This window comes from Vreelandella sp. H-I2, assembly GCF_052959335.1.
Genome location: NZ_JBRAMC010000003.1, coordinates 472,089 through 498,083, shown reverse-complemented (window position 1 = coordinate 498,083; position 25,995 = coordinate 472,089). Strand labels below are relative to the sequence as shown.

Annotated in this window: 21 protein-coding genes and 1 pseudogene; 13 read left to right on the top strand and 9 right to left on the bottom strand. The window is 53.3% G+C overall.

Annotation, left to right across the window (positions count from 1 at the left end; all coding sequences use genetic code 11):
• The first annotated feature begins 86 nt into the window (after positions 1–86).
• Positions 87–2,021, top strand: coding sequence for a winged helix-turn-helix domain-containing protein (locus ACUVOF_RS10290; protein ID WP_447044260.1), 1,935 nt, complete (start codon positions 87–89; stop codon positions 2,019–2,021).
• Between the two features lie 305 nt (positions 2,022–2,326).
• The gene (locus ACUVOF_RS10285; RefSeq protein WP_447044259.1) at positions 2,327–3,313 is read left to right on the top strand and encodes an AraC family transcriptional regulator; all 987 of its coding nucleotides are present in this window, start codon (positions 2,327–2,329) and stop codon (positions 3,311–3,313) included.
• A gap of 53 nt (positions 3,314–3,366) precedes the next feature.
• Here ACUVOF_RS10285 and ACUVOF_RS10280 read toward each other — a convergent pair whose 3' ends face one another.
• The 4 genes and pseudogenes from ACUVOF_RS10280 to ACUVOF_RS10265 form a co-directional block, all read right to left on the bottom strand.
• Positions 3,367–4,806, bottom strand: coding sequence for an FAD-binding oxidoreductase (locus ACUVOF_RS10280; RefSeq protein WP_447044258.1), 1,440 nt, complete (start codon positions 4,804–4,806; stop codon positions 3,367–3,369).
• A 413-nt stretch (positions 4,807–5,219) separates the two neighbouring features.
• A pseudogene (locus tag ACUVOF_RS10275) lies at positions 5,220–5,620 on the bottom strand (DUF3047 domain-containing protein).
• 54 nt (positions 5,621–5,674) lie between these two features.
• Complete coding sequence (locus tag ACUVOF_RS10270) at positions 5,675–5,899, bottom strand: hypothetical protein (protein ID WP_447044257.1); 225 nt, start codon at positions 5,897–5,899, stop codon at positions 5,675–5,677.
• 166 nt (positions 5,900–6,065) lie between these two features.
• Positions 6,066–6,272, bottom strand: coding sequence for a DUF2795 domain-containing protein (locus ACUVOF_RS10265; RefSeq protein WP_447044256.1), 207 nt, complete (start codon positions 6,270–6,272; stop codon positions 6,066–6,068).
• A gap of 414 nt (positions 6,273–6,686) precedes the next feature.
• On the opposite strand from ACUVOF_RS10265, the gene ACUVOF_RS10260 reads away from it, so the two are divergent.
• The 9 genes from ACUVOF_RS10260 to ACUVOF_RS10220 all read left to right on the top strand — a co-directional run bounded on the left by ACUVOF_RS10260 (position 6,687) and on the right by ACUVOF_RS10220 (position 15,152).
• Positions 6,687–7,799: a DUF3182 family protein gene (locus ACUVOF_RS10260; RefSeq protein ID WP_447044255.1), complete on the top strand. Its 1,113-nt coding sequence runs from the start codon at positions 6,687–6,689 to the stop codon at positions 7,797–7,799.
• Positions 7,786–8,556 carry an alpha/beta hydrolase family protein gene (locus ACUVOF_RS10255; protein ID WP_447044254.1) on the top strand — a complete coding sequence of 257 codons (771 nt, stop codon included), beginning with the start codon at positions 7,786–7,788 and terminating at the stop codon, positions 8,554–8,556. The genes ACUVOF_RS10260 and ACUVOF_RS10255 overlap by 14 nt, the downstream gene beginning before the upstream one ends.
• Before the next feature lie 51 nt (positions 8,557–8,607).
• Positions 8,608–9,132 (top strand): hypothetical protein, encoded by a 525-nt coding sequence (locus ACUVOF_RS10250; protein ID WP_447044253.1) that lies wholly within the window; start codon positions 8,608–8,610, stop codon positions 9,130–9,132.
• 1 nt (position 9,133) lies between these two features.
• Entirely contained in the window at positions 9,134–9,430 is a 297-nt protein-coding gene (locus ACUVOF_RS10245; protein WP_447044252.1) for a hypothetical protein, read from the top strand.
• 600 nt (positions 9,431–10,030) lie between these two features.
• Positions 10,031–11,077, top strand: a complete 1,047-nt coding sequence (locus ACUVOF_RS10240) for a type III polyketide synthase (RefSeq protein ID WP_447044251.1) — start codon at positions 10,031–10,033, stop codon at positions 11,075–11,077.
• A gap of 53 nt (positions 11,078–11,130) precedes the next feature.
• Entirely contained in the window at positions 11,131–11,811 is a 681-nt protein-coding gene (locus tag ACUVOF_RS10235; RefSeq protein ID WP_447044250.1) for a methyltransferase domain-containing protein, read from the top strand.
• Positions 11,808–12,953, top strand: a complete 1,146-nt coding sequence (locus ACUVOF_RS10230) for an NAD(P)/FAD-dependent oxidoreductase (protein ID WP_447044249.1) — start codon at positions 11,808–11,810, stop codon at positions 12,951–12,953. The genes ACUVOF_RS10235 and ACUVOF_RS10230 overlap by 4 nt, the downstream gene beginning before the upstream one ends.
• Positions 12,954–13,095: 142 nt before the next feature.
• Positions 13,096–13,182: a hypothetical protein gene (locus tag ACUVOF_RS10225; protein ID WP_443089279.1), complete on the top strand. Its 87-nt coding sequence runs from the start codon at positions 13,096–13,098 to the stop codon at positions 13,180–13,182.
• Between the two features lie 344 nt (positions 13,183–13,526).
• A complete protein-coding gene (locus ACUVOF_RS10220) occupies positions 13,527–15,152 on the top strand; it encodes a BCCT family transporter (protein WP_447044354.1) in 1,626 nt (541 codons plus the stop codon).
• 21 nt (positions 15,153–15,173) lie between these two features.
• Here the strand turns inward: ACUVOF_RS10220 and ACUVOF_RS10215 are convergent, their stop codons facing one another.
• Together ACUVOF_RS10215 and ACUVOF_RS10210 are read right to left on the bottom strand one after the other, a co-directional pair.
• Entirely contained in the window at positions 15,174–16,346 is a 1,173-nt protein-coding gene (locus ACUVOF_RS10215) for a toxic anion resistance protein (RefSeq protein ID WP_447044248.1), read from the bottom strand.
• Between the two features lie 13 nt (positions 16,347–16,359).
• Positions 16,360–17,313 carry a cobyrinic acid a,c-diamide synthase gene (locus tag ACUVOF_RS10210; protein WP_447044247.1) on the bottom strand — a complete coding sequence of 318 codons (954 nt, stop codon included), beginning with the start codon at positions 17,311–17,313 and terminating at the stop codon, positions 16,360–16,362.
• A 484-nt stretch (positions 17,314–17,797) separates the two neighbouring features.
• Here ACUVOF_RS10210 and fdhF point away from each other — a divergent pair, with 484 nt between their 5' ends.
• Together fdhF and ACUVOF_RS10200 are read left to right on the top strand one after the other, a co-directional pair.
• The gene (fdhF, locus tag ACUVOF_RS10205; RefSeq protein ID WP_447044246.1) at positions 17,798–20,773 is read left to right on the top strand and encodes a formate dehydrogenase subunit alpha; all 2,976 of its coding nucleotides are present in this window, start codon (positions 17,798–17,800) and stop codon (positions 20,771–20,773) included.
• Positions 20,773–21,270, top strand: coding sequence for a DUF1641 domain-containing protein (locus ACUVOF_RS10200; protein WP_113267812.1), 498 nt, complete (start codon positions 20,773–20,775; stop codon positions 21,268–21,270). The genes fdhF and ACUVOF_RS10200 overlap by 1 nt, the downstream gene beginning before the upstream one ends.
• A 117-nt stretch (positions 21,271–21,387) precedes the next feature.
• Here ACUVOF_RS10200 and cydC read toward each other — a convergent pair whose 3' ends face one another.
• Genes cydC through ACUVOF_RS10185 form a run of 3 tightly spaced genes read right to left on the bottom strand, consistent with a single transcriptional unit; the run spans position 21,388 to position 25,956 of the window.
• Positions 21,388–23,157: a thiol reductant ABC exporter subunit CydC gene (cydC, locus tag ACUVOF_RS10195; protein ID WP_447044245.1), complete on the bottom strand. Its 1,770-nt coding sequence runs from the start codon at positions 23,155–23,157 to the stop codon at positions 21,388–21,390.
• The gene (gene cydD / locus ACUVOF_RS10190) at positions 23,150–24,961 is read right to left on the bottom strand and encodes a thiol reductant ABC exporter subunit CydD (protein WP_447044244.1); all 1,812 of its coding nucleotides are present in this window, start codon (positions 24,959–24,961) and stop codon (positions 23,150–23,152) included. The genes cydC and cydD overlap by 8 nt, the downstream gene beginning before the upstream one ends.
• Positions 24,958–25,956: a cytochrome d ubiquinol oxidase subunit II gene (locus ACUVOF_RS10185; RefSeq protein ID WP_447044243.1), complete on the bottom strand. Its 999-nt coding sequence runs from the start codon at positions 25,954–25,956 to the stop codon at positions 24,958–24,960. The genes cydD and ACUVOF_RS10185 overlap by 4 nt, the downstream gene beginning before the upstream one ends.
• Positions 25,957–25,995: the final 39 nt, after the last annotated feature.

The following is a 25,995-nucleotide window of genomic DNA, read 5'->3' as shown; positions in this document are numbered from 1 at the left end:
ACTGCCCCGGCGGGTGTTTGAGACTATGCTGAACTTAGGTATCAGCCAGGTCTGAATACAAAGGGTAACCAGCCATGTGGCAATGGATGTCGGATGTGACGACCAGTCGGGTAGATAAGGCTTTTATTGGTCGCGATAGTGAGCTTGATGCCCTTCGCGGCGTGCTTGCGATAACAGGGCCTCAGGTGGTGCATGTCTATGGTATTGCTGGCATCGGCAAGACGGCACTACTGGACAGGTTGGCGACCGAGGCGAGAGACGTAGGCGCTAGCGTCATCCGGCTAGATTGTCGCCATATAGAACCCACGGAGGTAGGGTTTCTTCACGCGCTAGAAGGCACCATTGGTGGTGATCCCAGGATAGATGCACTCGTGGAAAGGTTGGGCTGGCTTGGGCCTACAGTTCTCATCGCCCTGGACACCTATGAAGTATTTAGATTGCTCGATACCTGGCTGCGGCAGATATTTGTGCCGTTGTTACCTGACAACGTACGGATTCTCTTTTTTAGTCGTCAACGCCCTTTAGATAACTGGTTTTCGGCTCCGCGCTGGGGACGATTAGTTCAGTGCGTGCCTGTACTGCCTTTGAGCCAGTCGGAGGCAAAAGCACTCCTGAGCATGCATGGCATAAAAGAAGAGGATGCGGTGTCCCTTGCTCGGGCTACCCATGGGCATCCGCTGGCGCTGACACTGGCGGCTACTGCCAGCCGAGAAAATCACGCCCGGGCATGGCCGCAAGAGACGGTGCTGCAGCATGCGGTTGATGAACTAAGTCGTATGTTTCTTGCTGATGTGGACGATCCGGTGAGTCGGCATGTGCTGCAGGGAGCTGTGGTGCTGCGCCGTGCCACCGTTACACTATTACAGGCAATGTTTCCTGAATTTGGCCCTCAAGATGCCTACGAGCGGCTGCGGAGGTTGCCATTTGTGGATGGTGTGCATGATGGATTGATTATCCATGAGGCCATTCGTGATTCGCTTGCTCGCTCCTTACATGCAAGCGACCCTAGCCGATATCTAGACTACCGGCGGTCAGCTTGGCGACAACTGGTTTCCGAAGCGCAATCCGCCGCTTGTGACGATCTGTGGCGCTACACCGCGGACATGCTCTATTTAATTGAAAATCCAGTGGTGCGTGAGGCCTTTTTTCCTACCGGTACAGCGCTTTACACGATAGAAGTAGCACACTCTCAAAACACTGAATCACTTACCAGGATTGTCCGAACCCATGATGGACGCCAGGCCAGTGAGCACCTTCTGCAATGGTGGCGGCGCTTGCCGCAGACCTTTTCTATTGTACGAGGGCAAACGGGGCAGGTTGAAGGCCTGTACTGCAAGCTGCGTTCCGACCAGATTGAACCCGCGTGGTTGTTCAATGACCCTGTGACCGCTCAGTGGTGTTCACATATAGAACAGAACCCTATGCGGTCGGGGGAAGTAGCGCTATTTTGTCGCCGTTGGCTTAGCCTCAATGAAGGCGATTCACCCAGTGAAATACAGGCGGCAGTCTGGCTGGATCTTAAGCGTAGCTACATGGAACTGCGCCCTCATCTTCGCCGGGTCTATCTTACGGCTACCGACCTAGGTGCCTACAGCCAAGTGGCACAGCGACTGGGATTTGAAGTGCTTGCCGGGAGGGAAGTTGAACTGGATGGTGTCAGTTATCCTAGTGCGGTGCTCGACTTCGGTCCAGCGTCTGTGGATGGTTGGCTGAAAGAGCTCGCCGCTGCAGAGCTGGGAATAAAGCGAGCCCATGCCTTGTTGGATGAAGAATCTCGGCAACTGATCTTGGCGGAAGGCCCCATTGCTCTTACTCCGCTGGAGTTTGGCGTCATGCGGTACCTAACTGAACGCCAAGGCAAAGCAGTGTCCCGAGGTGAGCTTTTGCAACATGTCTGGGGCACACATTATCAGGGAGGCAGCAATGTGGTTGATGCCATTGTGCGCACCTTGCGCCGCAAACTTGGCCACCTCTCTGCGCGGATAGAGACGGTGATAGGGGTGGGTTATAGGCTGCGATGATCGATAACGCTTATCCCTTCTTGATCAGTGACAGAGAAGAAAGTGACAGGCTTAGACTAATTTAATAGCTTAGCAAATCGCCACGGCTACTCTAGACGCCCGTTGGGTTCTTAGAAATAACGCCGTTCATGCTCGACCGGTGACAAGTTATTACTCCTGCCACCGTCTCGCCATTACCAGAAACGGTCATAGAACACCCGCCAAGGGCCTTAACTCTTTGGAAGATTCATATAATTAGAATTACGCAGTATTGTCTTTCGTTCAGTCGTCTGCCCTTCGGCCTGCGGTGCGAGTGAGGTAAAGATATGATCGACCACGATTTTCTTTCCGAAATGCTGCGCAGCGTCCGTCTGTCCGGCGCGGTGTTCTTTGAGGTGGACGCGGCAGCGCCCTGGGTGGCGGCAGCGCCGCCCAAAGAAACAATTGCGCAGACAGTGGTGTCTGGCGCGCAGCACGTGATCGATTTCCACGTCATTGTCGAAGGTAGCTGCTGGACAAGGCTGACCAATCCCGACAGCCAGCCGATCAAGCTGGGGTCAGGAAGCGTAGTGGTTTTTCCGCACGGCGACACGCATGTCCTTGCCAGTGATCCGGGACTTGATGCGGAGCCGAACCTAGCTGCATTCGATGAGGTTGCGCGCGGGCGCTCGCTGCCGTTCCACATTGACTTCAGGGACGGCGAAGTTGGTACCACTCGGCTTCTGTGTGGCTTCCTCGGCTGTGACGGGGCACCCTTTAATCCGCTGATCTCGGCGCTCCCTCGGGTCATTCATGTACCTAATGGTTACGGCAGCGGCGACGGATTCCTTGGACATCTGATCGGCGCTGCTGCGCGCGAGACGGAAGCGACCGATGCTGGCAGCGGCGGGGTTCTGGTAAAGCTGAGTGAGCTCATCTTCATAGAGGTGATCCGGAGGCACGCGGCTTCCCTGCCTTCTAATGCGGATGGCTGGCTCGCCGGTCTACGCGATCCAGCTGTAGGCAGAGCGCTGCGCCTGTTGCACCGCAATTGCGCCCGCCACTGGACGGTTGCAGAACTCGCGCGCGAGGCGGGAATGTCGCGCACCATTCTTTCAGAGCGATTCACAGCGCTTCTGGGCATACCGCCCATGAGCTATCTCACGAGTTGGCGGATGCAGCGAGCGGCAAGTCTGCTTAGTGCAGGGACGGCAACGCTCGCCCAGATTACGGACGAGATCGGTTATGAGTCCGAGGCCTCGTTCAGCCGTGCCTTCAAGCGGATGACGGGCCTATCACCAGCGCACTGGCGGCAAAAAGCGCGGCATCGCTGACTGCCCCGGAAGCTCGCGTCCCCGAGGCTATCCCCAGCGGCACATTATGAGCATCACCCGGCCAGCTGTACCTCAGCGTCGGGTACTATGTTCTGGTTGAGACGGAACCGGTTCTCCGGGTCGTAGCAGGCCTTGACTGCGGTGAGCCGGGCATAGTTTGCGCCGTAGGCCTCAGCCACGCGGGCGCTTTCCTCGGCCGGCATGAAGTTGACGTAGACGCCCGCTGAGTAAGGAGCAAGTGCCTCGAAAAGCCCTCGCGCCCAGCCACGGGCTGCGTCGTCCTTTGCCGGATCCTGCCAGCGAGTGTGAATGTTGACCACGTAATGGGGGCGGCGCTGAACGAAGGCGGTCTCATGCGGGGCGACGCGAGACATTGCGCCGCCTATGTGAGCGACAAAAATCTCCGTTTCCGCGTCGGGCAAGCGATCAACGGCCTCGATAAGCGCTTCGACAGCGGTGTCGGGTAATTCGAGCAAGTCATGGGACTTCCAATAGTTGCGCGCACCTGGGATCAGGAGCGGATCGAAGATCTGCTGGAATTCGACAAAGGGCTGAATGCCCGCCAGAAGCGCGAGCGGGTTGTTGATCGCTCTGAGCGGAGCGATTGAGGCCTCGCCCTCTTCGGGTTCTCCTGCGTAGCAAAACGCCATCATTGCGATACCGGTGCCGTGTGATTCCTCGGGCAGGAAAGGCATCGGTGGCGCATTGCGCACCACCATCCACGTCGTCAACGCCTCCGAGCCGCCTTCCATCAGCTCCCGCTGAAGCATGAAGAGCTCCCGTGCCCGTTCGAGCGGCAGGAAGAGTAGGCCGCACAGCAGGTTGGACCGGACAACCCTTGCCTGGAATTCGAAACGGGTGATAACACCAAAGTTGCCACCTCCACCGCGGATCGCCCAGAAGAGATCGGGGTTCTCGTCCGCTGTAGCACACAGCCGCGCGCCATCAGCGGTGACGACATCGGCCGCAATCAAGCTATCGATCGTGAGTCCGTGCGCACGCGTCAGCCAACCAAAGCCGCCGCCGAGGGTGAGACCTGCAATGCCGGTCGTCGAGTTTATGCCGACGGGTACCGCAAGCCCGTAGGGCGTGGTCGCCGCATCGAGAGCGGCCAGCGTGGCGCCGGGTCCCACCTGGACGCAGTGTGTCGCAGGGTTCACATCGACACTATTCATCGCGGAGAGATCAATCATCAGGCCGCCTTCTGTAACCGCGTTCCCCGCTATATTGTGCCCGCCACCTTTTATGGAGATGAGCGCATCGGTCTGGCGTGCGAAGTTCACTACTGCGGCGACATCATTGGCATCGGCGCAACACGCGATCAGAGCGGGCCGATTGTCAATCATCGCATTCCAGACGCAGCGGGCCGTGTCGTAGCCCTCACCGCCAGGCAGCAGCAGTGGGCCGGTCATATCAGCGCGCAGCGCCGAAATCATCTTGGCCGGAAGGCTTCGTGTTCCGCCGTCGAGTGTTTTGAGAATGAAATCGGTCATGGCTTTGATCCTTTTGGAGAGTATGAACCGGCTGCCGCGCTGCCCGCCGTAAGGGCGGGGAGCTACCGTAGATCCCTCTTTCGAGGGCACTCCATAAGCATACGAGCCGGCCGCATTACCAGGAATTGCCGTGCGTCCGGGTGAAACTGCCGTTCGTCCGGAATAGCAGGAATTGAGGGTCAACCTGCTCAGGTTGGTCACTATCAGAAGAGCGCCGGCATGGTTGGCCGCGCGCAGGTAGCCAAACCAGCCCTGTTTGAACGATACGCGCTGCAGGCAATAAGGCAGGTCAAGGCTTGGGCCGGTATGAAAGCTGTTCTGCGGGGCTGGGATAACGGTGGAGTAGGGTTACAGTAACAATAGCTTATTTTTTTATATGAAAATATCTTGAGTACTTAGGGCAATTCAAATATTTACTGCGGGCAGGTGAGGGCATCTTTTGTGCTAGAGAAACCTAAATGGGTAAACCAGGCTATTGCATTACCTCCTGCATTATCGCCATCGCTCATTAAAGCAATGCCATCAATATGGCTAAGATAGCTTCCGAAGAATTCAGCGAAGTCAGCACGTACATCGCGAACTTCAGCTACCCAATCGCCAACACGATTTTCACCGCTTTGTAGAGCGATTGGCTGTGCTCGTTGCGTAAACGCATTGGGCCAGATAGCGTCCTGGGTTGGGTGGAAGCCCACACATAGTTCACCGACTCCACCTGCCAAGGCAAAAGTCCCGTTTTACGTGCAACATAAACGCGAGCAGGGTAGTCATCGCCAGCTTTAGTAGTTTCGTCCCACCCTGGGTAGGTATTGCTGATTTGCCAGCACCAATGCAGATAAGGTGTTTTATTTAAGTCGATTTCACGTTCAAGTTAGCGGGCAGATGCTTGGCCCTGGGATTTGGCTTCCAATACAGGACGGCCTGATTTTTCAACGATAGCGTATCGGGTTTCACCCTCAAAACTGCGGGTGGGCCAAGTCATGATCTGGTTAGGACTGAAATACACTTCCTGGGCGAGTGCCTCCCCAATAAACGGTGAACCGCATATACTAGCCGCTAGCATTAAGACCGCATTGCTACGATTAATACGGGGCATGATGATCGCCTTTATCGTTTTACTAACTTGCCCATTCCTGCAGGAACAAGACGACTTCAAAAAGTTTTCGGTGAGTATTCGGTGTAGGCAAGCCAGAAAGAAAAAACATAAGTTTTAGTAGTCGCCAACTAGGCTCAGTTTTTTGAGCCTAGTTGGCGGTTTAGCGTTACTCCACCTCACCGACTCCCTTGGTCACATCGGCCATGCTGCCATACTCCTGGTCGGGCATGTCGCGGATAACATCACGGACATCTTCTTCTGCTCCGTTTTCCTTGGCATGTCTCTCAAGGTCGGAGCGGCTAGCGGGAAAATCTATACCGCTAAGATGATGCGTCACATTAGCGGGGGATTGACCACCAAGGCCTCTTGTCATGATTCGCCTCCTTTGCTGAAGTTTCCTTTCCAACAGTTTCCTTACAAAACCGAGCAGGTACGAATGTCTCAACATCAACCTGTCTTTGTGAAGGTAGAAGATGCTAAAAGGGAGGAGCAAGGAATTTACTGTATTTACGTTTATTTAACATTTTTAAAGTTATGACGATGTCTCTTTATGCAGCCTGTCAGCATATAGAGAGTGTCAGTGAAAGGAGGCATGTGGCTAAGTTTCATTTCCCTTGCAAAGGTATTCGTATTGGCTACCTTGGAAAATACTAGGCAGTTGATTCATCCTATTAACGGGTATAAGTCTGTCTTGGGTTATCCGCCAGGGCAAAAGCTATCTCATGGAGAAGAGGGAGCATGGTGTTTTAGTTAGGCGAAGCGATTAATTGAGAGGACAAGGAAGTCGATGTCAAATCAAAGACGAGGGAGTGTGGTGGTTTACCCTGGCCCCGATCAAGAAGCCGAGCACGAGCGAGCCACACATCACGAGATTGCCCGGCGGCTCGCCAAGCTTCAAGGTCTGGATTTCGCCGGTGAGTACGACCCGGCGAAGGATTACCCCGAGCCACTTTATTTCGTACCGGTTGACGTATTTGTGGGCGTGGAAAAAGCCCAGCGATTAGACATACGGAACGAATATGATCTGTTCGGTGGTGTCGTGCCCGAGCACTTCATGGCCACGAAATCGATTGCGCACCCTTTGGTCGGCCCCGAGTCGAATGCACCGTTAGCTTGGCCAGAGGAATTTTGTCGACGTGTGCATGAGGTTGTCCTCACCGGATACTCGGCATTTTCATTGGAAGATGCGCAGGTGGCGGGATTGCGTCTACTTGAGTACGGCCCGGTTCGCATGAAGTCGGTACGGGCCACTGCAGGGCGAGGCCAAGCCCTCATCACTTCTGCTGATGAACTCACTGATAAGCTAAATTCGTTGGATGCAGAGGAAGTGGCGAGACACGGCCTTGTGCTCGAAGAACATCTTGCTGATATAACCACCTATAGTGTCGGACAAGTGCAAGTTAGTGATTCCCTGATTTCCTATTATGGTACACAGCACCTCACCACCGATAATCAGGGCGCCGTCGTCTATGGTGGAACGGATCTTGTCGTCGTTGAAGGTAGTTTCGAGGCGCTGCTTGCGTTGGAACTCTCTGACGAGGTCCGCAATGCGATAGCGAAAGCACGTGTTTTCGACACGACGGCAACGCAGTGCCTTCCTGGCTTTTTTGCCTCACGCCGCAATTACGACGTAGCATGCGGGGTGGATGCGACGGGGGCCCGACGCGTTGGCGTACTGGAGCAGTCGTGGCGTATCGGTGGCGCAAGCAGCGCGGAAGTCGTGGCGCTGGAAGCCTTTCAAACAAAACCCGCTTCGAAAATCGTGCACGCTTCATCAATTGAAATCTACGGTACAGAGAGACACCCACCTCCCGATGCAACCATTCTCTATAGCGGGGTTGATGCAGACGTGGGACCGATAACGAAATGCGTCATGTTGGGCTGTTATGACTACATGTAGTGAAGCGATCGAGATCGCGGTCGATAAGGGTAAGGTGGCTGGCACCGTACTGTCTCCTGAAGCCAGGAAACCAGGCGTATTGTTTGTGCATGGGTGGGGTGGTAGCCAGGAGAGTGATCTTATACGCGCCAAGCGTATTGCCGCACTTGGCTGTATTTGCCTCACTTTTGACCTTCGCGGACATGGCGATACGCTGGCGCAGCAGCAAATTGTCAGCCGAGCCGATAATCTTCGTGACGTGATCGCAGCTTACGATGTGCTTGCCAACAATCCAGATATCGATCGCTCGGCGATTGCCGTGATGGGCAACAGTTATGGTGCGTATTTGGCTTCCATACTGAGTACGCAACGCCCGGTAAAGTGGTTAGCGTTGAGCGTTCCTGCGCTTTATCGGGATGCGGAATGGGACGTGCCCAAGAGGCAGCTGGATCGAGAGGATTTGGCCGAGTACCGCAGCATGCAGGTGATTTCGAGTGAGAACAGAGCGCTAGCTGCTTGCGCTCAATTCGAAGGCGATGTGTTGCTCGTCGAAGCTGAGCACGATCACTTGGTCCCCCATGAAACCATCATGAACTACCGCAGGGCCTTCGAGAAGGCACATTCGATGACCCATCGCATCGTGGATGGTGCGGATCACGCAATGACTAGTGAAACCTGTCAGCAGGCGTATACCTCTGTTCTTTCCGCCTGGGCGATAGAAATGATCGTTGGACGCCGTGTTGGTTTCATGGAATCGAGTATGCTGCGCGCACCTTAAGATGAGCGGTCTTATGTGGTGATTGTGCGTTGTCGAGTCGAAGGAGGAGATATGACCCCCCGAGAGTTACGGTACGAAGTGATGCGCGAGCAATATCAGACTCAGAGGGATCGTCGTGAGCAAATAAGGGGTAGCGTGGCAACACCCGTTTCAGCAATGGCTTTTACAGTTTTTAATTTGTCCACGCTTGCTAAGCATATAAACACTCAAAGTATGAATGAGCCGTTGGGGCTTCTACTTGTAGTAATATTCATTGTCAGTATCGTTTTACTTCTTGTTGGCGCTACGTATATTATCATGGTCGAAAGAGGGTTTATTTATGTCGATCCGCCTGATTTGAGAGAAATGCTTTTAGCCGAGGAAAAATTTAGGGGGCGAGAGGAAAGAACCAGTGATGAAGAGGTCGGCGAAGACTTAAAGGAACTGCTTACTGGGAGTTTTGATATAGTTTATCGATGGTATTTTACAGCCAATGAAAAGGCAGCGAGGGAAAGAACTCGTGGCCTGCATCTTATCCTCTTAGCTCTTATTATGATTGTTCTCGGTTATTCTATTCTCCCTTTTACGGTTGAATAAAATGTTTAAAATTTTTAAACGAAATTTAAAGCGAAAGCACATCCATCGTAAACCCGATGAGGTGCCGCCCTGGGTGAGAAAAAGGCTCTATTTTAGCCTGCTGCATCTTCTTGAGGAGGAGCAGCACGAGAAAGAATTATTAAATTTGCCCATTAAGCCAAGGCTCTGTGTGGTCGATGAGGAACAGGTAGTGATGATAAGACCTGTAGACCGCAAGGAAATACATGTGGATGACCAAATGCGTCAGGCCAGGGCAGAAAAGCGAGAGGAAACCGAATCAAGAAAGGAGAGTCGATGATTATAAAAGGTGCTTTAGTGATAACCTACTAACTTATTGTCAAAAGCTGTAAGCCTTATTAACTGCTTTTTAGATGAAAGGTGCGCCTGTAAAACGGTAACAATTAAATTTTTTTCTAGGTAAATAGGTAGATAGGTAGATAGATAAGTAGCTATGTAATGTAATCTCTGGCTTTTGAATGTTGGCATAGCTAGGCCCCTTTAGATTTGCTTTTTGTTAATAAATCCATAGAAAGGATTCGTAATTTTACCAAACACTCCATTTAGGGCTATGGTTTTATTATTAGGCTTTTGGATGCACTAGTCATTCGGTTCTATCGCTGGTCAATGGCATCGAAAATTTAATTGAACACAGGGATTGGGGGTTGCAACGACTTCTGTTTGTCAATCCCACCTGCCAATAAATGTACTGGTCAGTGAGTTTTTTATTTGTTAATACAATAGCAATAAGTGCATCGTCTGCGGTTCTTAGCGTATCTGGAGTACTCCCTGTAACACTTGGGCTGATGTGCAAAATTCAGGATGGGCTGGGTCTCTCCTTACAGAGTCATCCATGAATACTGACACAACGGATAAGCCTGACGTAGTAAGGAGCAGTGAAATGAAACCGGTCTTTATAAATTGCATTGCCTCAGCGGTCCCGGATTTTGATATACATAGCAAATTTATCGAATACTGCCCGCGGCTTATGCCGGACAAGCGGTCAATCAAACTGTTCCAACGGATGGCGGAACGGGCGCAGATAGAACATCGATACTCGTTTCTACAACCCCATCCTGATGAGGATAAGTTGGATGTGGAGGAGTTCTACAGGAATGACGCTTTTCCTGACACGCAGGCACGCATGCAATATTACGAGCGTTTTGCGTTCACATTAGCGAAGCGTGCACTGGACCAACTTGACCTCACCGGCACAACCCATTTAATAACCACTACCTGCACTGGTTTTTATGCACCGGGGTTGGACCACCAATTGATTCGCCATTACGGGCTGCCAGGCAGTATCGAACGCACTAACGTCGGTTTTATGGGCTGTTACGCGGCGATTAACGCACTGAAGTTGGCTCGGCATATTGTCCGTTCCGAGCCACAGGCGAAAGTACTGGTGTTAAACCTTGAACTCTGCACTCTCCATCTCCAACCCACAGGAACACTCGAAGAAATTTTATCGTTCGCCATTTTTGCCGATGGTTGCGCGGCAAGCATTGTGTCAGCGCAACCCGTCGGCATCGAGATAGAGAGTTTCCACTCGGATGTGTTGCCGGAAACGGAAGATCTGATTACTTGGCGTGTTGGTAACCAGGGTTTCGACATGCATTTGTCAGGCAAAGTACCTGGCACCATTGCCAACAATCTACCGCTTGTAATGAACACGCTACTGGACGGCTATAGGCGCAGTGATATTGCGCATTGGGCAATTCACCCAGGCGGACGTACGGTGTTGGATGCTGTGAGAACGGGCGCGGAACTTGAAGAGCATCAACTGACCGAGTCACGGGAGGTACTTAGAAAGTTTGGCAATATGTCGTCGGCCACCATTATGTTTGTACTCCAAACCATGTTGAGCAACGCCAAAAAGCCGGGGCCAGGCCTAGCCATGGCATTTGGGCCTGGCTTAACGGTCGAAAGTATGCGCTTCGTACTTTAGGGATACATCGAGTCATGCCGGACTTCAGTCAACGCAGCGACGAAAAGGAACTCATGGATGAAGAAGATATTTCATTTGAAGAATTCCACGATTGCCTCGTCGGCCTCGAACGTATCAATCATCTAACGTTGGCCTATCGGCCAACTTTGCAATGGCTTCATCCTTGGTTCGAAAACAACGAACATCTTGTCATACTTGATGCCGCTAGCGGCGGTGGGGACATGTTGCGTCAAATCGCCAAGAAATGGCCTAATCGTGCTGCGGCTGAGATGGGTTGGGATCTGGTAGGGGTTGATTTGAACCCGTGGTCGAAAAAGTCTGCTGAAACTCGACCGATGTCTTCCGCCATCAGTTACAAAACGGCGAATGTGTTTGAGTTCGAGCCGGACCAGCCCATTGATATTGTTATATCGTCGCTATTTACGCACCACCTTACCGATAAGCAGATAGTGGAGTTTGTGCGCTGGATGCACAGGCGTGCACACAAGGGCTGGTTTATCAATGATCTGCATCGGCATCCCATTCCTTATTATTTTATCAAGGGAGCCACTGCACTATTTAGCCGTAATCGGCTGATCCGTAACGACGCCGCTGTATCGGTGGCGCGCGCATTAACGATGGCCGATTGGCAGCGGCTGATTAAAGAAGCGGGGCTTGATGGCCATGTGCGTGTTCAGTGGTTTTTTCCTTTCCGTATCTGCGTTTCCTGCAATAAAGAATCACCAACCCAATGAGCGACGAGACGATCATCATAGGCGGTGGGCCAGCGGGGTCTGCGGCGGCAATTAAATTAGCCAAGCAAGGCATGCCTGTGCGCCTTCTAGAGCGCAAACTGGGCCCGCATCATAAAGTTTGCGGCGAGTTCATCAGCTATGAAGCTGCGCAATACCTTGATGAACTGGGTTTGGGCCTAGCGGCGTTAGGTGCTGAGCCCATCCGTCACGCTCGATTTTATAACGGTGAAAGCGAACTTATATTCAACCTGCCTTTCACTGCGTGGAGCCTTTCTCGATGTAAGTTGGATTCGGCTCTGCTTGAGCAGGCTGCATCTGCGGGGGCGAAAGTAGAGCTTGGCACGACGGTCAGACACTTATCTCGCGCAGGCGATGAGTGGGTGTTGCTTACCAGAAATCGATCTAGCAACGGGCAAACCGGCACAGAACTTTCAGCAAACACGGTCTTTCTTGCTAATGGTAAGCATGAACTGCGTGGCTGGAAGCGTCGTACACGTGCGTACCGTCATTCGTCCAATCACCACAACGTCATTGGTCTGAAGATGCACTTTAGCCCCAGCGCATTGCAGCAGGTCGCATGGCCCGGTACCGTTGAGATTCATTTATTCAAAGGGGGCTATGCCGGCCTGGAGCCGATAGAAAAGGGAGGGATTAATCTTAGCTTTTTGATCCAGCAAGATATCTATAAAACATGTGGTGGCCATTGGCTCGGGGTGCTTGACTGGCTTAGACGGACGTCTTCCCACATGGAGCAACGCCTCGCCAATTTAGTGCCACGTTGGGATGAACCCTTGGCCGTTTCCGGTGTTCCTTATGGCTATATTCATACACCCGGTGATTCGATACCAGGCCTATTCCCGCTGGGGGATCAAGCAGCGGTTATTCCTTCATTTGCAGGCGATGGAATTGCCATCGCATTGCATACGGCGTCACTGGCTACCCGCGTTCACGCCTCAGGTGGCGATTCCAAAACGTACCAACGCATGGCCTACAAAGATCTAACGCCTCCTGTACGTAATGCGGAGCTACTTGCCAGCGTGTTAGCCCATCGCCTAGGGCGAAAGGCGGCCTTCATTTGCGCGCGGCAATGGCCAGTGTTGCTGAGGGCAATGATACTCCACACGCGGGTTGGTCAATATTAGCCAATACAGCTAGTTTGCACGAATTGGCCTTGGCTCCTATCTTGGTAATTATTAGCTTGGGCATAAATAGACTAATGGGCTGATAGCGTTTTTTGCTTGTTAACGCGTATTGATCTGAATGATTCGATAAAGGAGAAGTCGAATGTTGAAATTTTTGGCTAGCACCGTAGGGATAATTTTCATGATAGGCCTGTTAGTGGTCATCGGTCTTCTGATGTTGATTTTCTAATCAACCCTCATGTTTATTTAATTATAAACCTGCACTACCAAATTCTTGAGGAAGCGGGCCTTATGGTCATAAGATCTGCACTTCCAAAAAGCAGGCTATGAGCAAGTAGGCCTGTTATTTGGGTTCGCTTCTTCTTGGTAGCTTTGGTCTCTTCCTGACGGCCCCATTGATGGCTCGCCCCCCAGTACACCACGCTATTGCACTGCACTTGAGGTTTTATTCTCGTTGAGGAAAGCGGTGAGAATTCATTTAGCGTACTTCCGTAAAACATAAATTTTCGCTAACAGTTTGGCATGATCGGTAAATTACTCCTATGTTGTCGAAAAGACGCGGGGGTAATGATGATGGAAGCACTAGCGAGAAAGCTGCGGCTTAAGACTGATCCCACCATTTTTTTTACCTCTGCAGGGATAATGATCCTTTTTCTAGTGGTGCTGCTGATTGCGCCTGAGGCAATAGGGGAGGCCTTTGGTGCTGGGCGTGAATGGATCGTTACCAACCTTGGCTGGTTCTTTATTTTTGGTGTGACGAGTTGGGTGGCATTTCTACTGTGGGTCGCGATCAGCCGTTTCGGGTCGATCCGCCTGGGTGGTAATGATGCGAAGCCGGCCTATGATAACGTCTCCTGGTTCACCATGCTGTTCGCGGGCGGTATCGGTACGGTGTTGATGTTCTGGGGTGTGGCCGAACCTATTTCACACTTTGCTACCCCACCAAGGCCGAATGTCGAGCCCTTCTCGGTGGAAGCTGCCGACGATGCGATGAGTTTTTCGATCTATCATTTGGGACTTCATACATGGTCGATTTTCACCATGCCAGGCTTGGCTTTTGCCTACTTTATTTATCGTTATAACCTGCCGATGCGTTTCAGCTCGGTATTTTATCCGTTGATAGGCGACCGCATTTATGGGCCCCTCGGTAAAACGCTTGATGTCTTTGCCATTCTCGGCACCCTCTTTGGTGTATCGGTTTCTCTTGGTTTGGGCACCCAGCAAATTAATGCGGGGCTAACGGAATTGTTTGGTATTCCTGATGCAGTGGTGACCAAGGTGCTTATCATCGCCATCCTGACAGCTGTTGCCGTGGGGTCGATTGTGGCAGGGTTGGATTCAGGCGTGAAACGGCTTTCCAACATCAATATCGGCATGGCCGTTGGCTTGATGCTGTTTGTGCTTTTTACCGGTTCGACTGTTTTTCTTTTACGTGCGGTTGTAGAAACCTTTGGCCTTTACATATCCAACCTACTCCCCATGGCGTTTTGGAATGACACCCTGGCGAGTTATACCAGTGATGATGGAAGTGGTTGGGGGTGGCAGGGCAGTTGGACAGTGTTCTATTGGGCCTGGACAGTGACCTGGTCACCTTTCATCGGGATCTTCGTCGCACGAATTTCCCGTGGCCGGACCATCCGTGAGTTCGTCCTAGGCGTGCTGTTTGCGCCCTCTGTTTTTACACTGGTCTGGTTTGCAGTTTTTGGCTGGTCTGCCATGGAGATTGACGGGATTGGGGCCGACGCACGAGCGGCAATGGGGGCACAAGCCGGTGTTTTATCTGATGCCGTCGGTGAAAGCATTCCTCTTGCCATGTTCGCGTTTTTCGAAAATTTCCCCGCGGCTACCTTAATCCAGGGCCTGGCAGTAGTGGTTGTCGCCATCTTTTTTGCCACGTCATCGGACTCCGCTTCCTTGGTCGTCGATATGCTATGTACCGGCAATGCGGATCCTGGCCCCTGGCATCAACGTGTATTCTGGGGCGTCTCTGAGGGTATGCTGGCTGCCATGCTCATCGTGCTGGCAGGCGATGCTGGGCTTACCGCACTGCAAGAGGTGATCACCGTTGTCGGCCTGCCGATGTTTATTTTGGTATTTGCAATGATGATTGCATTGTTCCGCGGCTTAACCCATGAAGATCTCAGCGAAGTGAAGGTAGGTGCCCCACCCAAGCCCGAAGAGCTGGCACCGGATGACTAATTTAAGAAGGAACTTGAGACATCAGCTTGAGGTGCGGTCATCCTTTGGCTGTGACTCGCTACCCTCTTGGAGACGTTCGATAGACGCTTTTCCCTGCTGCGATAAAGCCGCCAAACGATCAATCTGCTCATCTAGCCGGGGCAGGGCATCCTGACGATAGGTCGAGAGATCATTGATTGCGCCCATCACCTCGCTGAAGGCCTCCTCAAGCACTTGCATGTCGAGCATCGCAGAGGAGGCCCGTTTTTGGATGTCCACGCCTTGCTGGCGCAGAGCTTTCGCAGTCCCGCTAATCATCTGCGCAGTGGTCGTATTGAGCGCTTCGATGCGGTCCAGCACCAAGCGCTGATTGGCCATCGCCATAGCAACTGTCACAGCAACGGTAAGGGCCGACACGGTGACATTAATGGCCCTGTCAACGCCGCGCATCAATTCTCGGTTGTTGCGTATAATAACCTCTAGCGCCAGCACGCCTTGTTGACTCACCGCCAGCTGCTGCTGAAGGTCGACAATGCGTTGGCGTAGAGGAAAAAGCAGCTCTTCTTCAAGGAAGTGACGCCTTGGGTCATCGGGATCGCGAGCGGCGATCTCCTCTTGCAGGCGGTGGTCGATCAAACGGCCCAGCGCAATTTGGCGGTCCAACTCGGCAAGAATTTTATTTAACGCCTGCTGGTCATCGCTCAGGGTAAGGTTGTCGCGATACAGCATATCGCGACCGCCTGTTAAATCATCGATGATGGCGTCCAGTGCCTGCTGGGCATTTTCGAACTTTTGGAAATAGCGCTGCAGGCGGCTGTCAATGCCGGGAATGATCGCCAGAATGCGGTCCAGAGCATTCGGTGCCAAGCGGTGACGAGCGGGATCAAGCCCTTCCATACGCCCACGCAGATCGGTCAGTGCCTTGGCTACCGGACCGCCTTCGTCGCTCTGGTGGGCCAACTGGCGTAGCGGCGTCTGTAACATTGCACTGCGGTGAGCGGCTTGCTGCTGTAGTTCAAGCCCCATCTCATCGACGGCTCGGCGCTGGCGCCCCTTTGATACGTCTTCACCCTCAGCGAGGATATCCTCGATAAAGCGGTCGGCCTTTGCTTCTAGCTCGGCGTCGGATGAGTTAGCCTGGCCATTGCCCAGTTGGCTAGCGATGTCATCTACCGGGGGTAGGGAGAGGGGTTTATCACCGGATGGCTGCGTCATGTAAATCTCCTGATTACTCTTTGCGGGCATAACGATCTGCGCCTTCGACAAAGCGGCGCAGGTCCTCCAGCGCCTTCTCTGTGGTGACTGAAGCCTGAGGGCGAGCCGTTTCGATGCGCGCCATGGAAACAGCGGTATCGTCGAGCACGGTCAGGGCAGACTCGATGCGGGCGGTAAGCCCATTCAGCCGGTGTTCCGTTTCCACCAACAGGTCCAGGCGTCGCACCAGGGCGGCGCGTTCTTCCTCGCTTAATTGCCTACCCTTCTGAGAAAGGCGATGGCGCACGTAATTCCCGTCCACACTGACCACCCCGCGGGCCTGGGACGCCATTGTGGTCAGCGTATCCACTGCCCCGAGACAGACCTGAGTCACCAAACCGCGCGAACGCTCGAAAGCCAGCTCGCCAGTGTGGAAACGGCTACCCAGGACATCTAGCAAATGACGATAACGGCTATATAGCCGATCCGCCTGAATTGCTAGATCGGGGCGATGTACGTCTAGCAGGTGCTGCTTAGCCCGGCACATGGCGAGCACCAGCTCATCTGCTCCTTCGGGCGGTCGTGCCGGGTCGAGCACTGACACTCCCGCTTCATAGGCCTTGTGCTCCTCCTGAACACGTTGTTTATGTGCTTTGGCCACTCTTTGCGCCTCCGCGCGACGTTCACGTCGGCGGGCCAGCCAGCCACGCAGTGTTCGCTCGATTGGCAACGCCACAGGAATAGCAACGAGACCCGCTAACCAACCAAACAGGCTGGGGCTGAAACCACCCCACAGGGAGGTTAGCCATAGCAGCACACTGAGGGAGGGAACCACCAAGCAATAGCGCAATATCACCTGCAGTCGGCTAGGCGCCAACGCCGGATGCGCCAAGCCAGGGTTGAAAAGGCCAACCAAGAGCCAGGGCAGGCAGGTCATAAAAAGACCGTAGGAAAATCCCTGTAGGAATCCCAACATTGATTCGACCATCCTTCATTCATGAATCGCAAACACCCAGTGTAGAGTAACTGAGATAGGGCGCTAAGCACCATTGGTCAGCTACGATCTGGCAACGATGCCTGATCTCCCTCGCCACGCTTATGACCTACTGCCTTCGCGCACTTAGACGGCTTTAAAGCACTAACTTTATACGCTGCTTGAACATTTATGCTGGTGTATCGAAAAGCGAGAGGGAACTTAGAAGGCTTGATTTATATGCCGTAGCTTAAACGATGAAACTTAATGACAAAGATTTATCGTTTTTTAATTTTAACTTTTAATATGCTAGAAGCTTATAAAATATTAATAAAAATAAAATTAATGACCCGTTATGCTGCCTTGTAATCATTGAATTTTGATTTTTTAATTAATATAAAATTATCCCTCTTAGAGGCTCTTATAACGTCTCGACAATACTAAAGGCGTTTACTACGGTTAGTAGAATCACGATTCCAACAGGGATAGAGGGCGTCTTATGGTCAAGGAGAACGACTGCACCATTGTCTATGATGGGAAACAGTTGTCGGGCAGGGCGGGCATGCCGCTGATCGACTTTCTTGAACTTAATAATATCGATTTGCCACATGTTTGTTATCACCCCTCGCTGGGTCCGCTAGAGACCTGCGATTCTTGTTGGGTGGAAGTAGAGGGTGAGTTAAAGCGTGGTTGTACGCTGAAAGCCCAAGAAGGATTGACGATTACCAGCCAGAACGAATTTGCTGTGGCTGCACGCCATGAGGGCATGGATCGCCTACTCAGCAAGCACGAGCTCTATTGCACCGTGTGTGAAAACAATACCGGTGACTGCACTTTACATAACACCATGGCAGAGATGGATATTCCCATCCAGCGCTACGAGTTCCAGCGCAAGCCCTACGAAAAAGATACCTCAAGTCCGTTTTATACGTACGACCCCGACCAATGCATTCTATGTGGACGCTGTGTAGAAGCCTGCCAGAACGTCGAAGTTAACGAAACGCTAAGCATTGACTATTCGATGGAAAACCCGCGTGTGCTGTGGGACGGCGGCAAAAAGATCGACGAGTCTAGCTGTGTGCAGTGCGGCCATTGTGTCACTGTTTGTCCTTGTAACGCGCTGATGGAGCAAACCATGCAGCCCGATGCGGGGCCTTTCACCTCAATGCCGCAGTCGCTAAAGCGGCCAATGATCGACATTATCAAAACTGTCGAGACCACCACAGGCGCGACGGCTGTTACCGGTCTGTCCAAAATGGATATGCATTGGCGCCAGCCCGAAATCAAGCGCACCAAAACAGTATGCACCTACTGCGGCGTGGGTTGTTCCTTCGAGATGTGGACCCGGGATCGGCATATCTTGAAGGTGCAGCCTGTGGTTGACGCGCCGGCCAATGGGATCTCGACGTGTATCAAGGGTAAGTTCGCCTGGGATTTCGTTAATAGCGAGAAACGGCTGACCATGCCGCTTATACGTGACAACGGGCGTTTCCGTGAAGCCAGCTGGGACGAAGCGCTCGATCTGGTGGCTCGGCGTTTGCTGGAAACACGTGATAAGTACGGTGCCGATAGTTTGGGATTCATTGGTTCGAGCAAGGCGAGTAATGAAGAAGCCTACCTGACGCAAAAAATTGCCCGCTTGATCATCGGTACCAACAGTGTCGATAACTCCTCGCGTTACTGCCAAAACCCGGCCACCAAAGGCCTGTTCCGCACCGTTGGTTACGGTGGTGATGCGGGGTCCATCGAAGATATCGAGAAAGCTGAGGTGGTGGTTATCGTGGGTAGCAATACCGCCGAGAACCATCCGGTGATTGCTTCGCGTATTAAAGCAGCACAGAAACTGCACGGGCAAAAAGTCATCGTCATTGATCCGCGCAAACATGAAATGGCTGAGCGTGCTGATCTGTTCTTGCGCACTAACGCCAGTACCGATCTGATATTGGCGTCGGCATTGTCGCGTTATATGTTCGACCACGGCTATGCGGACCAGGGATTTCTCGATAAGTGGGTCAACAATGTCGATGAATACCGTGCCTCGCTGGAGCCGTTTACGCTGGAGTTTGCCGAGCAAAAAACCGGCGTCTCCAAGCAAGAGTTGGTTGATGCGGCTGAGATGATTGGTAAGGCGAGCAGTGTTTGCCTGCTGTGGGCAATGGGGATTACGCAGCATAGCCATGGCTCGGATACCAGCACGGCGCTTTCCAACCTATTGGTAGTGACGGGTAATTATGGCAAGCCAGGCACAGGCGGATACCCGATGCGTGGGCATAACAATGTGCAGGGGGCCAGTGATTTTGGCTGTTTACGTAATATGTATCCAGGTTATGAGAAGGTCTCAGACGATTCGGCGCGCGAACGCTGGGCGAAGGGGTGGGGCGTTCCTAAGGAGCAACTCTCCGACAAGGTCGGTGAAGGTAACTTCTTAATGGTTCAGGCTGCTTCTGAGAATAAACTCAAGGCCATGTATGTGATCGGCGAGGAAACCGCCTTCTCCGACGCCGACTCGCACAATGTGCACTCGGCGTTTACTGACCTGGATTTTCTAGTTGTGCAGGATATCTTCTTGAGCCGCACCGCCGAATTCGCCGATGTGGTGCTTCCGGGGGCGCCCAGCGTCGAGAAGGAGGGCACCTTCGTCAATACCGAACGGCGTATCCAGCGTTTTTACGAAGTACTACCGCCGCTTGGCGATTGTCGGCCAGACTGGCGAATTCTTACCGACTTAGCGGCACGTATGGGGCACGATTGGGGCTACACGCATCCCTCGCAGATTATGGAAGAGTGCGCGAGCATTTCACCTATGTTTGCCGGTGTGACTTACGAACGCCTCGCCGGTTGGAAATCTCTCCAGTGGCCGGTCAACGCGGATGGCACTGATACCCCTCTTCTCTATACCGAGGGTTTCCCCAACGAGGACGGCAAAGCCAATCTGTATCCGCTGGAGTGGAAGGAGCCAGCAGAAGCTCCGGATGAAGAATATCCCTTCTCGATGGATAACGGGCGAATGCTCGAACACTTCCAGGCGACGAATCAGACCGGACGCGGACCACGTGTTTGGTACGAAGCACCCGGCTGGTTTGTCGAAGTTAGCCCGGAGCTGGCCGACGAATATGGCATTGAAGACGGTACCTGGGTGAAGCTCACATCGCGTCGTGACAGTATCGAAGTCCGAGCGTTGGTCACCGATCGTGTTAGCGGGCACACGTTGTTCCTGCCGATACATCAGGGCAAACCTGGGGTTAACGGGCTTACCGGCGAGCACCACGACCCCGATGTTGATACGCCCGCCTATAAGGAAACGGCAGTCAATCTCGAAGTATTACCTCGAGAAAAAGGCGCGCCGCCATTGAGGAGCAATAACTTCCGGTTTGGCCATCGCACTCCTAAAAAAGGTGTTGAGGTCGAGGTTAAGTGGGACAGAAGCGATTACGAGTTACCGCCTGCTCAGCTATCCAACCCGAGGAAAATGTAATGGCAGAACGAATATCACATACCGTCACGCCGCCTAACATCGGGCCGGATGCGCACGAAGAGCTGGAGCGGCTGCTGCAGACTTTGCATGAGCACGGCGTGCTGCGCTTTGCCAACGACTTGGTCGGCGCCAATACTGAGGTTGCCCAGGTGCTGGTCAATGGGCTTGGTAAGCCGGGTACACTCAATGCTATTCAGAACATTTCAATCCTAGGGATGATGTTGTCTCGTATCGAGCCCAGCGACTTCTACCGAGTTACCTTTGCCCTGCGCGATGCAATGGAAACGATCAGTCAGCATCAACCAGGGAAAGACGGAGACAAGGAAGGACACGATGCGCCAGGGGTGACCGGGGCTTATAAGATGCTTCATGATGACCAGCTCTGGCACGCTATCCTGCCTATTGTTGACGGGCTTAAAGCCTTCGCTGAACGCCTTGATACACCCGTTGATAAACCCGTGTCGGATTACACGGGAAAACCCACCAGTGGGCCATGATTGGTCGAAAGAAAACAGCTAGGACAAAACGGCTAGTAAAAAACTGCTTGCTAGCCGTACCGTCATGTCTTATTTGCTTCTGTGGTGCAGGCTGACGATGCAGGCAAATGCTGAGTATTACAGCGCAATCCGCCGGTTGAGTGCGGAAAAATAACTGTCTGGCTTGTCCAATAGCGCCTGTGGCGTCCCCATTTCATGGAGATGTCCATTGTCGAGAACGGCAATCCGGTCCAGTCGAACAAGGCCTATAGGACGATGAGTCACCAGTAACAGTGTCCGCCCCTGGCAGCGTTGCCTTATCTCGTCCAACACTTGGAGCGCCGTGGTTTCATCAAGTCCTTCGGTGGGTTCATCAAGCAGCACGATCGGCGCTGAAGATAGCAGGGCGCGGGCAACCCCAAAGCGGCGAAGTTGCCCGCCTGACAGCGAGCTGCCGCCTTCATCCGGGTAACTATCGAGCCCGGCGGGTTGCTCGCTTAGCCAATGCCTCAGGCCTAATGCCTCTAGTAGCTCGATCATTTCGTCATCGCTAGCTTCTGGATTGGCCAGTTGTAGATTCTCGCGGTAGCTCGCCACGAACAAGTGAATGTCCTGCGGTGCGACAGTGATTGCTTCCCGTAGGGTTTGCTCGCTTAGGTTGTGTAGCGCGACTTGGCCCAACGACAAGCCGCCTCTTTGTGGCTCGACGAAGCGTACCAGCGCATTGAGTAGCGTGGTCTTGCCACTTCCGGAAGGCCCCACTAGGGCGAGGTGTTCGCCTGCGTTGATAGTTAGCGAAACGCCAGTTAGCGCCTGACTACCATCGGTAAAGCCAACGTGAAGATTCTCAATATTGAGGCTGGCATCGCGGGGTTGAGCATGATCTTTAAGAGGATAAACCACTGACGGTACATGAGTACGGACTGCCTCAAGTCGGCTAGCCGCGTGAAGCACCCTGCCTAGCGTTTGCCAGGCCTGGGGCAGTAGTGAGATGGCCTCGAAGCCAGCAAGCACCGTCAGGCCCATCAGGGCAATCAGGGTCGAATCGAGTGATCCGAGACTGATTAGCCAAGCGGCCAGCGCCAGCGTGATAGCCAGGGTCAGGCCCAGTAACGTTTGGGACAACCACTGCGATAACCCCCACACCCTTGCTGTATGGCATTCGGCAGCATCGCGCTGGCGCTGCGCTTTGGTGAGTGTCGTGGTTTCGGCCTGCCAACGGCCGTAAAGCAAAAGTTCAGGCAGAGCATCCAGCCTTTCGATTAACTGCGCGCGCAGGCGGCTATTGAGAGCTTGCCATTGCGACGTAGGGTAATGGCTCAAACGCCAGGCAAGCCAAGGGCCGAGGGTGCCTGAAAAGAGTAGGGCTAAGGCGGCAAACAAGCCGATACCGGGAGAGAATACGCCAATGATAATTCCACAGCCGATAATGGCGAGCAGGGCGACGATCGACGGCGCCACGACCCGCAAATAAAGGCTATCCAGGGCATCGATATCGGCTGTCAGTCGGCTCAACAGCTCGCCACTACCGTAGCGTTGCAGAGCAGTAGGCGATAGCGGCTCGATGGCGTCGTAGACTTGTCTGCGAAGCTGCGATAAAAGGCGTAACGTTCCTTCATGGGAGGCGACACGTTCACCGTAACGACCGGCCGTGCGAGTGAGCACAAACAGACGAATGCCCGCCGAAGGTAGAAAATAATTAAACGTTGCCGCCGAGGTGGCCGAGAGTCCGGCCAGCGCAGAGGCGCTTAAGAACCAACCCGATAGCGCGATCATGCCGATGCTGGAAAGCAAGGTAACCAGACTAAACAACATGCCAAAGCTCAGCCAGAGGGAGAACGGCAGCATCTCTTTAAGGTAGGGCCAAAGTAGGCTGGCAGAAGGTGTCTGCTTCGTATGATCAGACATACTTATCCTCTGCTGTGTCCTCAGCCCTGTTTAAAACCTTACCCTCCGAGAACCGGAAAGAGGCGTTGAATAACGCCGGGTGGGTTGCGTGCAGCTCATCGAGGGTACCCATGGCACGAACCTGGCCGTGTTCGAGCACCAGAATGCGGTCGGCTAACGCCAAGAGGTCGAGACGGTGCGTCAATATCACCAGGGTGCGGGCCTGCTTGAGCTTGGCAAGCGCATCGATGACGTGTGCTTCGCTAGCACGGTCCAGGCTGGCGGTGGGTTCATCAAGCAACAGCAGCGGCGAGCGGCGCAAAAAAACGCGAGCCAGGGCAATACGCCTCGCCTGACCGCCCGCTACCGGCTGGCCTCCGTCACCCAGTAATGTTTCCAACCCTTGGGGCAATGAGTCAACCCAGTCGATCAGATCTACCTCGCGAAGTGCTTGGCGAAGGGACTCATTGTCAGCATCAGCGTCGGCCAACCGCAGGTTATCGGCCAGGGTGCCGGTGAGAATCGTAGGTCGTTGTCCCAGCCAGCCAATGGCACGTTGCCATGCTGCTGGCGCCAGTGAATCGACCTCTATTCCGGCGTGCGTTGTCAGGGACCCTGACGCAGGCGGCAAAAAGCCCATCAGTAGATTGAGCAAGGTCGATTTGCCTGCGCCGCTCGGGCCGATGACGGCTAACGTCTCACCTGGGCGAATGGTGAGGCTGACCTTGTCGAGGGCAGGAGAGTGCTGATCGGCGTAGCGGCAGGTGACATTCTCAAGGGTAACTCCCAATCGCTCGGGCACTCGCCAATCGTGGTTATGCGTTGCGTCAGGCACCGGCGGGGTGAGTAGGGGCATCAACTCTTCCGCTGCAGCCTCCGCTTCGGCTTTGGCATGGTAATGCGTTCCAAGATCACGCAGGGGTTGATAAAAGTCAGGGGCAAGTATCAGGATAAACATACCCGCGAATAGCGTTAGTTCACGTCCCCAAACGCCGAACTGGAAGTGGCCTAGGTAAATAAAGCCAATATAAATGGCCAGTAGCGCAATCGAGAGCGAGCTAAAAAACTCCAGCAGAGTAGAGGATAGGAATGCCAGCCGTAATACACGCATGGAGCGTGCTCGAAAATTTTCTGAAACTTCATACACGACCTCGGCTTGGGCACGGCTTACCCCAAACAGCTTTAGCGTCGGCAGGCCACGCAACGCCTCCAGAAAATGTCGGCTCATGCGGGTCATTTCCTGAAACTGTGCCTGATGCCGCTGCTTGGCACCAATGCCGACCATGGCCATGTTGAGCGGTATAAAGGGCGCAGTGACCAGCAGGATCAGACCCGCCGCCCAGTTCAATGGGAACACGGCGATCAGAATGAGCAAGGGTGTGATTAGGCAAAGCACTCGCTGAGGGCGGTAGTCAGCATAATAGCCGTGAAGTGAATCAACCTGATCCCACACCCGATTACCCAGGGTTGCACTGTGTTGTCGGCGTGCCCATAGCGGGCCGAGTTCGCCTATGCGATGGAACAGTTGGCTGCGGATGGCCTGACGAACTTGCACAGAACCGCGAGTGGCGGCTTCGGTCTTCACCCAAGCCAGTGCACCACGACCACAAAAGGCCAACGGTAGAATCAACAGGGGAACAGTCAAATCGGTGAATGCCGTCTTATCAATCACCATGCGCTGCGTAATGCTGGCAATCGTCCAAGCCTGCACGAAGAGCAGTAGCGTGGAGGCGCTGCCTGATACGACGGTAATATAGGACCAGCAACCACCATGCCGGGCTTGGCTTGCCAACCATCGCCGCAACGCCAGTTTATCCTGTGTCATTCTTCGCTCTCGCGTACCTTGCCACGGAACAACCAATAGCTGTAGGCGGTGTAACCGAGGGTAATAGGTAGCAAGGTGGCGTAACCCACTAATAGGAATTGCTGGCTAGAGCGGCTTGATGCCGCATCCCAGAGCGTGATATCCGGTGGCAACATCACGGGGTAAAGACTAGCAACCAAACCGACCAGGCCCAGCACGAACATGACCCCAATTTGTATGAAAATACGTTTCTCGTGGCGGCGGGTGGCGCTGCGAATAGTTATTATGGCCAAGATCATCATTATTACCGCGGTTATCCCTAGCCACAGCAAGTTGGGCCACTTAGCCCAGCGCTCGGCAATCAGTTGATTAACCAAGGGAGTGATGGCTACCACGGCTAGCATGGCAAGGAAAAAAAGAATCATCAGTGGTCGGATCAGTCGGTAAAACTTTTTTTGCAGCTGGCCCTCGGTTTTGATAACCAGCCAGGCAGCCCCCAGCAGCGCGTAGCCGATTACCAGGGCGATGCCAGTGCATAATCCAAACCACGAGAAGGCACTCAATACATTCTCGGCGAAGTTGCCGTCATCGGTGCCCAGTCCGGCAATCACGCTACCCACAATCATGCCTTGAAGAAAGGCGACGGCAGTCGTCACAATGCAGAAGCCGATATCAAAACTTTTAAGCGAACTTGCTTTGGAGCGAAATTCAAACGTCATGCCGCGAAAGAAAAGACACATCAACATTAAAATCAAAGGCAAGTAAATGGCAGGCAGTAATGAGGAATAGACCAAGGGGAACGTGCCGTAAAGGCCTGCGACGCTGAGAACGAGCCAGGTCTGGTTGCCATCCCAAAATGGCGAAGCGGTCGTCAGCATAACACCGCGTTGTTCAGCGCCTTTGATAAAGGGAAACAGGATGCCTATACCCAGGCTATAGCCATCTAGAATGACATAAATAATCAGCGCAAAACCGATTAACCCGAACCAGATGATGGGGAAGAGTTCATTATCCATAGAGGCTTCCTATTTCATTGGCTCGTGCGAGGTTGCATC

What these genes read in the sequence shown, in the direction of transcription:
- fdhF (WP_447044246.1), top strand. Translation starts at nt 17,798, where the DNA reads ATGGTCAAGGAGAACGACTGCACCATTGTCTATGATGGGAAACAGTTG.
- ACUVOF_RS10250 (WP_447044253.1), top strand. Translation starts at nt 8,608, where the DNA reads ATGACCCCCCGAGAGTTACGGTACGAAGTGATGCGCGAGCAATATCAG.
- ACUVOF_RS10215 (WP_447044248.1), bottom strand. Translation starts at nt 16,346, where the DNA reads ATGACGCAGCCATCCGGTGATAAACCCCTCTCCCTACCCCCGGTAGAT.
- ACUVOF_RS10245 (WP_447044252.1), top strand. Translation starts at nt 9,134, where the DNA reads ATGTTTAAAATTTTTAAACGAAATTTAAAGCGAAAGCACATCCATCGT.
- ACUVOF_RS10220 (WP_447044354.1), top strand. Translation starts at nt 13,527, where the DNA reads ATGGAAGCACTAGCGAGAAAGCTGCGGCTTAAGACTGATCCCACCATT.
- ACUVOF_RS10255 (WP_447044254.1), top strand. Translation starts at nt 7,786, where the DNA reads ATGACTACATGTAGTGAAGCGATCGAGATCGCGGTCGATAAGGGTAAG.
- ACUVOF_RS10265 (WP_447044256.1), bottom strand. Translation starts at nt 6,272, where the DNA reads ATGACAAGAGGCCTTGGTGGTCAATCCCCCGCTAATGTGACGCATCAT.
- ACUVOF_RS10240 (WP_447044251.1), top strand. Translation starts at nt 10,031, where the DNA reads ATGAAACCGGTCTTTATAAATTGCATTGCCTCAGCGGTCCCGGATTTT.
- cydC (WP_447044245.1), bottom strand. Translation starts at nt 23,157, where the DNA reads ATGTCTGATCATACGAAGCAGACACCTTCTGCCAGCCTACTTTGGCCC.
- ACUVOF_RS10290 (WP_447044260.1), top strand. Translation starts at nt 87, where the DNA reads ATGTCGGATGTGACGACCAGTCGGGTAGATAAGGCTTTTATTGGTCGC.
- ACUVOF_RS10270 (WP_447044257.1), bottom strand. Translation starts at nt 5,899, where the DNA reads ATGCCCCGTATTAATCGTAGCAATGCGGTCTTAATGCTAGCGGCTAGT.
- ACUVOF_RS10230 (WP_447044249.1), top strand. Translation starts at nt 11,808, where the DNA reads ATGAGCGACGAGACGATCATCATAGGCGGTGGGCCAGCGGGGTCTGCG.
- ACUVOF_RS10225 (WP_443089279.1), top strand. Translation starts at nt 13,096, where the DNA reads ATGTTGAAATTTTTGGCTAGCACCGTAGGGATAATTTTCATGATAGGC.
- ACUVOF_RS10235 (WP_447044250.1), top strand. Translation starts at nt 11,131, where the DNA reads ATGGATGAAGAAGATATTTCATTTGAAGAATTCCACGATTGCCTCGTC.
- ACUVOF_RS10185 (WP_447044243.1), bottom strand. Translation starts at nt 25,956, where the DNA reads ATGGATAATGAACTCTTCCCCATCATCTGGTTCGGGTTAATCGGTTTT.
- ACUVOF_RS10285 (WP_447044259.1), top strand. Translation starts at nt 2,327, where the DNA reads ATGATCGACCACGATTTTCTTTCCGAAATGCTGCGCAGCGTCCGTCTG.
- ACUVOF_RS10210 (WP_447044247.1), bottom strand. Translation starts at nt 17,313, where the DNA reads ATGGTCGAATCAATGTTGGGATTCCTACAGGGATTTTCCTACGGTCTT.
- cydD (WP_447044244.1), bottom strand. Translation starts at nt 24,961, where the DNA reads ATGACACAGGATAAACTGGCGTTGCGGCGATGGTTGGCAAGCCAAGCC.
- ACUVOF_RS10200 (WP_113267812.1), top strand. Translation starts at nt 20,773, where the DNA reads ATGGCAGAACGAATATCACATACCGTCACGCCGCCTAACATCGGGCCG.
- ACUVOF_RS10280 (WP_447044258.1), bottom strand. Translation starts at nt 4,806, where the DNA reads ATGACCGATTTCATTCTCAAAACACTCGACGGCGGAACACGAAGCCTT.
- ACUVOF_RS10260 (WP_447044255.1), top strand. Translation starts at nt 6,687, where the DNA reads ATGTCAAATCAAAGACGAGGGAGTGTGGTGGTTTACCCTGGCCCCGAT.